The 12,073-nt window shown below is 51.5% G+C and carries 11 protein-coding genes; all 11 read left to right on the top strand.

The window, feature by feature from the left end:
* Positions 1 to 479: 479 nt before the first annotated feature.
* The 11 genes from RAL91_RS18740 (at position 480) to RAL91_RS18690 (ending at position 11,977) form a co-directional block, all read left to right on the top strand.
* A complete protein-coding gene (locus RAL91_RS18740; RefSeq protein WP_306257773.1) occupies positions 480 to 2,525 on the top strand; it encodes a hypothetical protein in 2,046 nt (681 codons plus the stop codon).
* An 84-nt stretch (positions 2,526 to 2,609) separates the two neighbouring features.
* Positions 2,610 to 3,026, top strand: a complete 417-nt coding sequence (locus RAL91_RS18735) for a hypothetical protein (RefSeq protein ID WP_306257772.1) — start codon at positions 2,610 to 2,612, stop codon at positions 3,024 to 3,026.
* Between the two features lie 343 nt (positions 3,027 to 3,369).
* Positions 3,370 to 3,840 (top strand): hypothetical protein, encoded by a 471-nt coding sequence (locus RAL91_RS18730; RefSeq protein ID WP_306257771.1) that lies wholly within the window; start codon positions 3,370 to 3,372, stop codon positions 3,838 to 3,840.
* Between the two features lie 434 nt (positions 3,841 to 4,274).
* On the top strand, positions 4,275 to 5,726 hold the full coding sequence (locus RAL91_RS18725) for a hypothetical protein (RefSeq protein WP_306257770.1): 1,452 nt from the start codon (positions 4,275 to 4,277) through the stop codon (positions 5,724 to 5,726).
* A 93-nt stretch (positions 5,727 to 5,819) separates the two neighbouring features.
* Positions 5,820 to 6,152 carry a hypothetical protein gene (locus RAL91_RS18720; RefSeq protein WP_306257769.1) on the top strand — a complete coding sequence of 111 codons (333 nt, stop codon included), beginning with the start codon at positions 5,820 to 5,822 and terminating at the stop codon, positions 6,150 to 6,152.
* The gene (locus tag RAL91_RS18715) at positions 6,149 to 7,033 is read left to right on the top strand and encodes a hypothetical protein (protein WP_306257768.1); all 885 of its coding nucleotides are present in this window, start codon (positions 6,149 to 6,151) and stop codon (positions 7,031 to 7,033) included. Before RAL91_RS18720 ends, RAL91_RS18715 begins: the two co-directional genes overlap by 4 nt.
* 20 nt (positions 7,034 to 7,053) lie before the next feature.
* Entirely contained in the window at positions 7,054 to 8,079 is a 1,026-nt protein-coding gene (locus RAL91_RS18710; protein ID WP_306257767.1) for a hypothetical protein, read from the top strand.
* Positions 8,080 to 8,181: 102 nt separating this feature from the next.
* Entirely contained in the window at positions 8,182 to 8,487 is a 306-nt protein-coding gene (locus RAL91_RS18705; protein ID WP_306257766.1) for a hypothetical protein, read from the top strand.
* Positions 8,488 to 8,490: 3 nt separating this feature from the next.
* Entirely contained in the window at positions 8,491 to 9,078 is a 588-nt protein-coding gene (locus RAL91_RS18700; RefSeq protein ID WP_306257765.1) for a hypothetical protein, read from the top strand.
* A complete protein-coding gene (locus RAL91_RS18695) occupies positions 9,078 to 11,513 on the top strand; it encodes a discoidin domain-containing protein (protein WP_306257764.1) in 2,436 nt (811 codons plus the stop codon). Before RAL91_RS18700 ends, RAL91_RS18695 begins: the two co-directional genes overlap by 1 nt.
* The gene (locus RAL91_RS18690) at positions 11,513 to 11,977 is read left to right on the top strand and encodes a hypothetical protein (protein ID WP_306257763.1); all 465 of its coding nucleotides are present in this window, start codon (positions 11,513 to 11,515) and stop codon (positions 11,975 to 11,977) included. Before RAL91_RS18695 ends, RAL91_RS18690 begins: the two co-directional genes overlap by 1 nt.
* Positions 11,978 to 12,073: the final 96 nt, after the last annotated feature.

Here is a 12,073-nt window from a genome sequence, read left to right as displayed (position 1 = left end):
CTTTGTTTTCACACTTGACGACAAGTGAGCGCATCATCATGGCCAATCGAAACACAATTGTCGGCAACGGCACTTATCTGTATGTCGACGTTAATTTCCTTCAACAACTTTACACTGCTGGTGGGGTTGAAGCATGGAACAGAGTTTTCAGTAAGGGGGACAAGATAGTTGTAACCTCTGTAATTAGAGAGGAAATGGAAGAATCCCATCTGAGCAAAGACTTCAAGAAATGGATGAAAAAAAATGGACAAGACATTTCAGAACCCGACATTACCGTCGAGAAACTGAATGAAGCCGATCCCGACAGAAAAACCCCCTACAAAGAGGTAGGGGGTGGCAAAGGGATGGGAGATGCTTCGATCAGACTACATTTGAAGCACAGCCTAATGGACCATCCGAATAGCAAGTTTCAACTTTTGTCTGGTGACAAAAAATTGGTAAATTTTTTCATAACCGAGAGAAAACGTGTCGGCACGAGAATGTTGGCCCCACATCGGGGCGTGTTCGGTTTTTTGCGTACGGAACTGCTTGAGGGTCGTATGACCAATGAAGTCTATAATGCCTACACCGGGCGCATTCGCGAAAATTTTAGAGTGCTGGAGTCGATCTCTGCTGAGTTCCGCGATCGTGGAGAAGCTGCTCAACAAGTGAGAGAGTCCAAGCAAGTGTGGAAAACCGGGGACTACCCCGACCCTCGCAATGAAGTAAAAACATTCAGAGATGCCAACCGTGCACGGGTTCAAGCCGAAAGAGAGGCATTGAAAGCTTCGCAAGCTGGACAGCCCGAGATTGGTGCAGATGATAAGGGTGGGTCCAATAGCCGCCAGAATTTGCTGGGCACGCCCAAACCTGGCGATGTATTGCGGGCCGTTGGTGTAATCGGCGATGTTGTGGAATTTACGCAGGTTGTTGAAGAATCTTCAAAACTGATTGAGCAAGACAGAACACCAGAAGCGGAACAATTGCTGTTTGCCTATGTTGGTGGCATTGGCGGTTCTGCTGCGGGTGGTGCGGCTGCTGGTATGGCGGCTGGGGCTGCAATTTCGGCAACAGGTGTTGGCGCATTGGTTGGTGTGCCACTGGCAATCGTCAGTGTTTTGGTTGGCGGGTATCTGGGAGATGCTGCGGGTCGGGAGTTCACGTCTTACATGGTTCGGGAAATCCAAACCCGACAGGCCAATGGCAAAGCGATTGTTGTTGATGACATTATTGAGCTGTTTGAAGATTATTCTGACGCGAATGATCTGGATGTTGAAGGACTTGAAATTCCTAAAAGTGAGCTTGATTTAAGTGGGCTTAATTCACAGACAGGGCCGTGGGAACTTGTTGATGAGAATGGCGAATTACAGCCTTTCAATATGGGCCCTATTTACGGGCAGGCCGTAGACGCGCGCCAAAGCGCTGCTGAAGCGGTGCCGGGCCAGACTATGGCTGAATTGCAAGGGGGCACTGCATTCAATCGAGTCAATAAAGCGCATGCGCTTGTTACAACAGCGGGTCAAAGCGCCGGTTTTGAAGCCGCCATGGGGCAGGATATTGATTTGCTGCCCCATGGAGTCAGGAAAGGATTTGACAGGCGTAGAAGTCAGATGGAGAGCGCAAATGGAACAAACAATGAACAATTGCCCATCGAGCCTCCAACTCCGCGTCCACGGCCAAAGTTGAATCCAATTACAGAAGGGTATCTGAAGGATATGCCCGATGATGGGCGGTTGATCCTTACGGCTGAGATAGTTGGCTTCAATGGACGCAAGGAGGCGGACAAGGCAGAAGCTGAGCGGCTGGCGCGCTTTGATGTGCAGCGCAAACAGAAGCAAGATCTGGAAGATGTTAAGGTCGGGAAAGTCTCGACTGTGTGGGACCGGTATGGCCACCCCAAGGCAGTGCGGGATTTGCTTGGGGAGGAGGCCTATCAGACCTTTGTGGATGACCGGCTGGAAGCGGGCCTCATTTCCAATGCAACGGCGGGATTGCATTTGCTGCAGGATGCTGAGTTGTTCGGCATTGCTGACGGCACAACAGCCCTTGAAGCGCCGCATGAGAAGCTTACGGAGCTGATGACGCCTAAGGTGCTGGCAGCAGCGGCAGAGCGCGCCCGAGACATTTTGGACATGCGCCGCACCAAGCCGTCTGAGGCTGTGTTGCTGTCATCTGATTTGAGCAACCGCAAGGCACGGTTTGATGCAGCCTTTGATGCCAATGAGGCTGTGGATGCAGAGGAGATGGATGCGTTTTTATTCTATCATGAAGCGGCGCAACGGGAGATTGGGATTGCGGAGCCTGCCATTGAAATGATCCCGCCGCGCTGGGCAAGCCAGGTGGCGGCGCGGTTTGAAGTGCCTCAGGCTGGCAATGGCACCCCAACTGACCGGCGGGCACGTGAGGCGGAGTTGAAACAACATTACACCGAGCTGCAGCAAAGCTTTGGGCCAGGTACGGATGATGTGATTGCTTACAGTCTGGCACGAACTGCCAGCAATGGGGCGCTGCCTTCAGGGCAGGGTCACGCAACAGGGACGCTTTGACCTTTGAAACTCAGTATCCGGTGCCATATGCTATAAATTGCGCATTGTTTGATGCTGTTTGCGTGTTTCCCAAGGAGCGCTGTTATGACTGACAAAACCATGTTTACCGAGTTGGACCAGTATCAGTGGTATCGGGATATTGATGAATTGACGAAGACGGCCAAAATTGATCGCTCGCGACGTCGCTCGTCCGATATCCCGCTCGCTCCGTTGAGCCTTGTACTGACGATCTTGGAAGATATGGTCAGCCGACCAGAGGTCGTTGCGGTCTGGGGCAGCCCATATGTGGATGGACACATTGCCCCAGAGGAGAGATTCTTGTTAACGTGGTTCAATGATTATCTGCTGTTCAGATATGGCAACGAAACCACTGCAGTGGTTGAAGCCCAAACCCACGTGCGAGATATTGCAACCGGTGTCTATAGCGGAGTGGATGATTCGAAATTGCGGGCGGAGCTTCTGGCAGAGTGTGACGTATACGATGATGCGGCGGCATCTTAGAACTTCCGCAGTCAATTTCTAAATTTTAATTCTGAACACGCTTGAAGACAAGTGAGAGCACAATTGTGACCCAAGCAATTTCGACTTTTATTCACACTTGAAGACAAGTGAGCGCACCATCATGGCCAACCGAAACGTGAGACCGGCATCGATGCTGTAGCCGCGTGGATATTGAATTTGGCCTTAAGATCTAAGGAGGCCGCGTGGAGTTTTTTTACCAGTTCTCTCGTCGTTTTTGACCCACTTTCAACGTAATTATGAGCAAGTTTAAAACGTCGATCGTGGTAAAAATATTTGATAATTGCGTGAATTATTCGACCAATAGTCATAAAAGGAGATTATCTTGTCAAAATTTTTTGAAATATTACTGCTTTTCGCTGTTGCGACATTCGGTGTTGGTTCGTTTGGTTATGCTCATGAACGGCCCGAACCATTCGCCTCTGACTTCACGTCACGAAACTGCTCAAGAGAAGATGATTTGAAGCTGTATATCATCGAAAATTTTGATATATACTATCAAGGCAGCGGTAAAGAATTTTTGCGAAAGCCTTTTTCTGAATTCATCCGATATCTAATGATACAAAGAGAAAATATTGGTGATATACAATGTAAATTTTCTGTAACAGTTTATCATATTTTGGACAATTATAATGTAGTAAGCCTTACGGAGTTATTTTATACAGTAAAATATGAAATTCAAAACGGAATTGTAAGTTCATGTATAAATAGAACTGTTATTTATGACTACGGTTCGGATTTGGGTGAGTTTTATAAACCGGTCACGTTATGCTTGCGTGGAGAATTGTCAGAATGAATGAAAATTCAATCCGTCCGTATTATCCTCAATCCATATCAGACGGTCAGCATTCCATTTACATTGCTGAACTTCCCATACGACTATATCAGAGCAGGTCAGGTGCGGCTGTGCAGACGGTTTATCGACATATTCTAATTGCCGGGTTTGACGAGCACGGCAGACAAATGTGGGAAATGAATGGGCTTGCTACAGATGCTAAAACAAGACAAACGAAGACTTTTGGGGCACCTTTTGACTCCAGCGATAGAATTTTGTTCTGGCAGCACATACCAACTCGTTTTTGGAACAATGCGCAGAACCCTGTGCGTTTGTTCAATGGTAGTCCCAAAGAGATTTCAAGGCTTCGTCTGCAAGCAATGGAAGCGGGTACCAAAATTAATGAAGCTGACCTGCATTACAGGGCATGGTTGAATCCTCAAAACAGCAATAGTGTGGCTGCGACACTTTTGAAAGCTATGGGGAAAGAGCCGAAAGATGTCTTGTTGGGGATGCGGGAGCTTTATGAAAACGGAACGTTTTCGGGAGGGTTCCCAAATTACAAAGGGTTTGGGCTTGATTTGTTGCCAGGACATGTCCCATCTCCGACAGTCGATCCAGCTGAGGTTCCTATTCCGGTGCCGAGGCCCGTCGACACTAGGCTTGAAAATGTACCAATGCCCAAACCTCAACCAGAAAACAGCGACCAACAACACATAGGTGGCATTGGTAATGATGAGATTGGTGGGCACCTGAGAGAGTATCTGCCGAGTGCCGCCGACAGTTCTTCAGCAATTAATGAAATCTTCACTGATGTTTTGAACCGCGAAGGTGAGTTTACGGGTTCATATGATAACGATTTTCGGTTGCCGAACGTTGATATGGCATTGTTGCCGGATGGCGTACGTGGAAAATTGAGTGGATGGTTTCCATCTGGGGAAAACAATAAGTCAATACCGTTGAGTGCAGCGGCAGCAATGGAAAATGCGGTTGTTGGATATAGAACAAACAATGAACAAGCGCCCGTTGAGCCGCCAGTACCGCGCCCACGGCCAAAGCTGAATCCGATCAAAGAGGGCTATCTGAACGATATGCCCGATGATGGGCGGTTGATCCTTACGGCTGAGATAGTTGGCTTCAATGGACGCAAGGAGGCGGACAAGGCAGAAGCTGAGCGGCTGGCGCGCTTTGATGTGCAGCGCAAACAGAAGCAAGATCTGGAAGATGTTAAGGTCGGGAAAGTCTCGACTGTGTGGGACCGGTATGGCCACCCCAAGGCAGTGCGGGATTTGCTTGGGGAGGAGGCCTATCAGACCTTTGTGGATGACCGGTTGGAAGCCGGCATCATTTCCAATGCAACGGCAGGACTGCATTTGCTGCAGGATGCTGAGTTGTTCGGCATTGCTGACGGCACAACAGCCCTTGAAGCGCCGCATGAGAAGCTTGCTGAACTCATGACGCCGAAGGTGCTGGCAGCAGCGGCAGAGCGTGCCAGAGACATTTTGGACATGCGCCGAACCAAGCCGTCAGAGGCGGTGTTGCTGTCTTCTGATTTAAGCAACCGCAAGGCACGGTTTGATGCAGCCTTTGATGCCAATGAGGCGGTGGATGCAGAGGAGATGGATGTGTTTTTGTTCTATCATGAAGCGGCGCAGCGGGAGGTTGGGATTGCGGAGCCTGCCATTGAAATGATCCCGCCACGCTGGGCAAGCCAGGTGGCGGCGCGGTTTGAAGTGCCCCAGGCTGGCGATAGAACGCCGACAGATCGCCGGGCGCGTGAGGCGGAGTTGAAGCAACATTACACTGAGCTGCAGCAAAGCTTTGGGCCACGTACGGATGATGTGATTGCTTACAGTCTGGCACGAACTGCCAGCAATGGGGCGCTGCCTTCAGGGCACGCCCAATAACGGACCCATTCAGCGGCGTTTTTGCCGTGTGAATGGATTGTCTGGTGCTGGCTTTATAGCGCGCCATACCCCCTAAACCTGACAGGAAACACTATGTTCAGACTGCGTGCGCTGTTTGCACGCGGCTTGCGCAGAAGCGCTGTTGCGCGGCTGTTGCTGGCCGGTGCCTATAAACGTGTGCTGGTGGCAGGCAATGCCGCCCAGCAGGACCGGGATCTGGTTTTGACCGATCTGGCCAACCACACAGGATATTACCGCGTTTCACCGGCGGATACGCCGGACGCGGATTTGAGATTTGCAGAGGGTAAGAGGTTCGTCATGGCACGAATTCTCCACCATCTGCGGATGCCTCGTGAACTTCAGCAAGCGCTGGAGGATGCGGCAAGGCAAGAGCAACTCACCAACACAGAAGAGGGTGATTTATGATGGACGAAACAGCTTCCGGTCACGCCGGGCAGGGCCGTTCTCCAAACAGCATGGGCGGTGACAACGGATCTGCGACCGCTGCAAGTGCTGCAACTCCTTTTGACGGTCTTCAGGCAGAAGGCAGCCGCGAATGGATTGAAAATGCCGGGGTGAAAGATGTTGAAAGCCTTGTGAAAATGGCGCGCAATTCCGAAAGTTTGATCGGAAAATCGTTCCAGAAACCAGGGCCGGATGCAACGCAAAGTGAGAATGACGCTTTTTATGAGCGTTTGGGCCGTCCGAGGGAAGCGTCTGGCTACGCGCTGACGCCACCTGAAGACATGCCGGAAGATCTGCCATATGACACGGAATTTGCAGGTAAATTTGCAGAAACCGCGCATAAATATGGCATTTCTGCTGAACAGGCCAAGGGCCTTCATGACTTCTATGTTCATGAGACCGTTGGTGGTTATCAGGCCGGTCTGGATGGCCATGTGGCCCAGTTGGAAGAGCGTACGATTGCTGCCACAAGCCAGCTTGAAAAAGACTGGAATGCGCAGCAGGGAACGCCGCAATTCAATGAGCAGGTGGCGCTGGCAGACAGGGCCATTCGTGAGTTGGGCGGAGACACGCTTCTGGACGGGTTTGAAGCTGCGGGCATGATTGGGCCGCAGGGCATTATTCTCAATCCGGCCATTGCCAAGGCGATGGCCAATGTGGGGCGGGAACTGTTCGGTTCATCCGGTGGCTTGGCACTGGGGGGCAGCAGTTCTGCTGATAATCCCTTTGCCAAAGAAGACCAGAATCTCACTCAGCAATCTGAACTTCAGCGCAACGATCCAAGACGTGCAAGGTCTCTCATTTTGGCGGCGGGCAGAGACCCGGCCAATTGGGGCCTTTGATTTAAGGAAAGTCACTATTTATGGCACAGACACAAATCGCTGACCTCATTACACCCGAGGTCTATCTCAACTATATGCAGGAAGACTATCCGGAGCGAAACCGACTGTTGCGCTCCGGAATTGTGGTTCCGCCGCCTGAAAATGTGCAGAGCCAGATGAATGCTGGCGGCACTGTGATCAACATGCCGTTCTGGGATGATCTGGGGCGGGGTGAGCCGGACATTATGTCCGATGATCCCAATACCAGTGCAACGCCAGACAAGGTAACTGCTGACAAGGACCAGGCAGTGAAGCATTTCTGGCACAAATCCTGGTCGAGCATGGATGTTGCCGGAATGGTGGCAACCGGCCGGGCGAAAGACCCGGTGCAGCAGATTTTGAGCCGCATGGCGACGTGGTGGGAATCTGCTGAACAGGGCGCTCTGATTGCCTCAACCAAAGGCGTGTTTGCTGACAATGCGGCCAATGACAGCGACGACATGACTTATTCGATTTACAGTGATGTTGTTTCTGGTTCCATCACAGCAGCCAACCGCATTTCCGGCGCTGCGGTGCGCCGCGCCCGCGTGACGATGGGTGACTATATGGATGAGTTTGCAGCCATTGCTGTGCATTCTGCCGTGTATGTGAATATGGCGGATAATGATGAGATTGAATTCATCAAACCGTCTGACGCCACTGAAATTGCCATGTTCCAGGGTATGGAAGTGGTGGTGGATGACCGCATGCCGGTGACGGCTGGAAGCAATTCTCCGGCCTATACTTGTTACCTGTTTGGCCGGGGCGCGTTTGCCTTTGCCGACGGGGCCGGAGCTGATCTGGTGGCGTTTGAAACGGACCGGGAACCGGCTGTTGGAAATGGCGGCGGTCAGGACACTGTGCATACGCGCCGTCATGCGCTGCTGCATCCGCGTGGTGTGAAATTCACCAGCGGCAGTGTTGCAGCCCTTTCCCCCTCTTGGGCCGAGTTGGAAAACGCGACCAATTGGGACCGGGTCTATAACCGTAAAAACATTCGACTGGCACAATTGGTGGTCAACGCCTGATACGCTTTTGACGTGGTTACCTGGCTGGGAATGACGGTTTTCAGATCATTGAACCAGATGGGGTCGGCATTTTGCCGGCCCCTTTTTATTGGAGATTTCAAAATGGCTAAATCAGAAAAGTTGGCGCCTAAAACCGCTCAACTGATGAAATTGATTGCGCGTGAGACGGATACGGCCCGTGCGGCGCATTTCCGCCGCGTGATAGATGGCACTGCGCGTTTGGAAGCATTGACCGGCAAAACTGATTTGCTGCAGGTGCAGCGGAACGCTTTGATTGATGCACTGCCACCGGTGAAGCCTGTTGTGGATGAGACCGTTACTTCGAACATGCCTGAAGAATCCGGGTTTGCCGCTCTGCAAGCACAAATCTGCGCATTGCAGGCCCAACTTGCCGGGAAGGGAGACTAGCTGATGCCTTCAAGTGTCGCTGAAATTGATATCTGGAACATGGCGCTGGATATGCTTCATGAAGCGCCGGTGTCGTCACCCAGTGAAGATACGAGTGTGCGGCTTTGGTTTTGCCGGAATTTTGGCCAGACGCGGGACAGTGAAATGCGGAAATTTGCATGGAACTTTGCGCTGGTGCGGGTGCAGCTTGCTGCAAGTGTTGAGGTGCCGGCATGGCGCTGGCGCTACAAATATGAGTTGCCGGGCGATTGTCTGCGCATGATGGCGCTGCGGCAAGACGGGGCGTTGAATGGCACTTTGATACCCTATGAGCTGGAAGGCGAGGCCATTTTGACTGACGCGATTGCGCCGTTGAAATTGCGTTACATCAAGCGCGTAACAACCACCGGGCTTTGGGATACGCTTTTTGTGGATGTGGTTGCCGCAAAACTGGCGGCCAAAATGGCCCATTGGCTGACCGGAAAAAGCTCTTACGCTCAGATTGCGGAGCAAACATATCAACACACACTGCGGGAGGCACGGCGGATTGATGCACTGGAGCAATTTCAGGAAGATCTGGATCAGAACAACGTTATTCTGGTGCGCGGCTGATGAGTGTTTATCCTATTCAGGCCAATTTTACGCGCGGTGAACTGGGACCCCGATTGCAGGGGCGAACCGACCTTGATCATTATCAGGCGGGGCTGGTGAGCGCATTGAACTGGCAGGTGATGAAGGAGGGCGGCGTGCGGCGGCGTGTGGGTACGTTGTTTGCCGGCGAGGTCAAGGACAGTGCCAAGCAAGTGCGGTTGGGCAAGTTCGAGTTTTCGACATCGCAAAGTTACATTCTGGAATTTGGAGAAGAATATATTCGTTTTTGGACGAATGGTGGCCGGGTTGAGGTTGCCGATGTGCCTGTTGAAGTGGTGACTCCTTATCAGGAAGCAGATTTGTCAAACATCAGATCTGCCGGTGCCGGGGATGAATTGTATCTTGTATGCGAGGGGTATCCGCCAAAAATCCTGCGCCGCCTGTCTGAAACAAACTGGACACTTTCGGACTATGTTTCCAAAGATGGACCCTATCTGGATGCTCACGACGGTCAGACAGTTCTGACACCAAGCGCGCGGAACGCGTTGTCATCTGGCACTTATACATCGAGTGGTTCAAGTGAATCAGATTTGTTCGATCTCAATCCTAAAACGGATTGGGCGCAGGGCGGCGGTGTTGTTTCCACAATCACTATCAATCTTGGCGGCGGAAATGCTGAAGTCAGCGATTCATACAGTTTGCAGGCGGACGATGTTGTCCCAAATCAAGCGCCGTCAGAATTCAAACTTCATGGTTCTAACGACAACTCCACCTGGGTTGCATTGGATAGTCGATCAAATGAGACGGGTTGGGGGCGTCACGAAATACGGCACTTTGATTTCGATAATACGATTGCCTTTCGATACTATCGCCTGACGATTACAGCAGCTGAAAACGAAACAGATAAAAGATTTGCTGAGTGGTTTATCAACAGGGCAGGCGATGATCAAACGCCGTTTACGATCACCGCCTCTTCTACCGATGGAATTAACAATGATACCGGCTTTCAATCGGGCGATGTCGGGCGTTCGTTACAGGTTACAGGCTCTGACGGGATTACCCGTTGGTGCCAGATAACAAATGTGACGTCCACTACGGAAATCCTGGTGCGGATGTATGGCAGGTGCCTGCCTGATACGGATTCCTTCAGCCGCTGGAAACTCTCTCAATGGTCGGACGCATTGGGGTGGCCACAGCAGATTGCGTTCTTTGAAGACCGGCTTACATTTGCTGCTTCTACCTCCTATCCGCGTACGCTCTGGTCAAGCCAGACAGGCGATTATGATAATATGGGCATCAGTTCCCCAACTGAGGATACCGACGCGCTGAACATGACCATGAATGGTGGTCAGTTAAACCAGATACAATGGGTGGCCGAGGGGTTTGATTTGCTGGTTGGCACTTCTGGCGCAACGCGGACCATTCGCGCCAATGATGGCAACAGTGCCATTACCAATGAAAACAAGCGACAGCGGCGGGAAACCCAGGAAAAATGCGCAGGCATTGAACCGGTGTTTGTTGGCGAAACTGCATTCTTTGTTGAAGCCTCACGCAAGTCAATTCATGAGTTTTTCTACGATTTCAACAATAATGGCTATCGCACGCCGGAATTATCGATCCTTTCAAACCACCTGTTGAATGCGAAGATCACAGAGTTGAGCTGGCAAGCTTCGCCAGAAGGTCTGCTGTATGCCGTGACAGAAGATGGCAGATTGGCAGTGACGGCACTTGAAAAAGCGCAGCAGGTGGCCGGAATGACCCCCTTTGAACTTGCGGGCGGTTCTGCCGATGCGGTTGGCATTGTGGAATCGGTTGAGACCATCGCCGGCGATACAGCCGATCAGACCTGGCTTGTGGTCCGTCGAACCATAAATGGCAATTCAGTACGCCACATTGAGTATTTCAGTAATTGGGAAGATGGCAACGCTGTTGAAGATGGTGTTTTTGCCGACAGTGCCCTGCAATATACCGGCTCTTCCACCATCTCGATCAGCGGTGCCAATCACCTTGAAGGCGAGTCTGTAGGCGTCTTAGCTGACGGGCTTGATCTTGGAGACATTGTTGTGGCTGGTGGGATGGTTACGTTACCCAAAGATATATCAGCCTCAAAAATCACCATCGGTTTACGATATGAATCGCATGGTGAGACCCTGCGTCTGCCGCAGGTCGGCAACCAGGATGGGACCGCTCTTGGGCGGAGAAAGACAATCAATTCGGTTGCTGTGGATGTTCTTGAAACCGCCGGATTGAGCGCCGGAACAGCTGCACGCATTGAAGAAATTACGGCGCGAGCCATGACAGACAACCTAGACAGTACGCACCCACTTATGAGCGGCGTCTTTTCTGTTCCCAGCCAGGATAGCTGGCGGAATGGTGGCACTTGCCTATTTGCAACAAATAGAATGTATCCGGCGACCATCCGAGCGGTTTTGTTGGGTGTAGAAGGAGAACCATAATGTGTGGACCAATGGAAATTGGCGCTGCGATAACTCTTGCTGGTGGAGCCATGCAGGGCGTATCGGGATATCAACAACAAAAGGCCATGGCGGCGCAATCGCAGGCCAATGCAGATTTGTTGAAGCGCCAGGCTTTGCTTGAGCGTGACAAGACCTCCTATGAAGGAGCTCAACACCAGAAAAGTGCACAACGCCTGGCGGCAAAACAGGTGGCCTCAGCTTCTGCCAGTGGATTTCAGGTCGATGGATCGACGCTGGATTTTATTGAAAGCGCTGCTGCTGAAAGTGATCTGGACCTGCAGGCCATACGTTATGGCGGACAAATTCAGGCGAATAATCTTGAGCATCAGTCCCAGCAGCGGCGGTATGATGCGAGAAGCCAATCCAAGGGCGCTGGACTGGCATTCATTTCGCCCATCATCAGATCCGCTGCGAGTTTTGGACGGGGGTTTGCGACCTCATGATTCAGCGTTGCATGACTTGAACGGTTCACAATTGGGACCGTGTGAAACACTCATTACCAACAAAATTCATTAAATTTTACAGCTGCCGCGAGGCGG

The sequence above is a fragment of the Pararhizobium sp. IMCC21322 genome (assembly GCF_030758295.1).
GTDB lineage: Bacteria > Pseudomonadota > Alphaproteobacteria > Rhizobiales.
This window is presented reverse-complemented; position numbering and strand designations above follow the sequence as displayed.

What these genes read in the sequence shown, in the direction of transcription:
- RAL91_RS18740 (WP_306257773.1), top strand. Translation starts at nt 480, where the DNA reads ATGTTGGCCCCACATCGGGGCGTGTTCGGTTTTTTGCGTACGGAACTG.
- RAL91_RS18735 (WP_306257772.1), top strand. Translation starts at nt 2,610, where the DNA reads ATGACTGACAAAACCATGTTTACCGAGTTGGACCAGTATCAGTGGTAT.
- RAL91_RS18720 (WP_306257769.1), top strand. Translation starts at nt 5,820, where the DNA reads ATGTTCAGACTGCGTGCGCTGTTTGCACGCGGCTTGCGCAGAAGCGCT.
- RAL91_RS18715 (WP_306257768.1), top strand. Translation starts at nt 6,149, where the DNA reads ATGATGGACGAAACAGCTTCCGGTCACGCCGGGCAGGGCCGTTCTCCA.
- RAL91_RS18710 (WP_306257767.1), top strand. Translation starts at nt 7,054, where the DNA reads ATGGCACAGACACAAATCGCTGACCTCATTACACCCGAGGTCTATCTC.
- RAL91_RS18705 (WP_306257766.1), top strand. Translation starts at nt 8,182, where the DNA reads ATGGCTAAATCAGAAAAGTTGGCGCCTAAAACCGCTCAACTGATGAAA.
- RAL91_RS18700 (WP_306257765.1), top strand. Translation starts at nt 8,491, where the DNA reads ATGCCTTCAAGTGTCGCTGAAATTGATATCTGGAACATGGCGCTGGAT.
- RAL91_RS18695 (WP_306257764.1), top strand. Translation starts at nt 9,078, where the DNA reads ATGAGTGTTTATCCTATTCAGGCCAATTTTACGCGCGGTGAACTGGGA.
- RAL91_RS18690 (WP_306257763.1), top strand. Translation starts at nt 11,513, where the DNA reads ATGTGTGGACCAATGGAAATTGGCGCTGCGATAACTCTTGCTGGTGGA.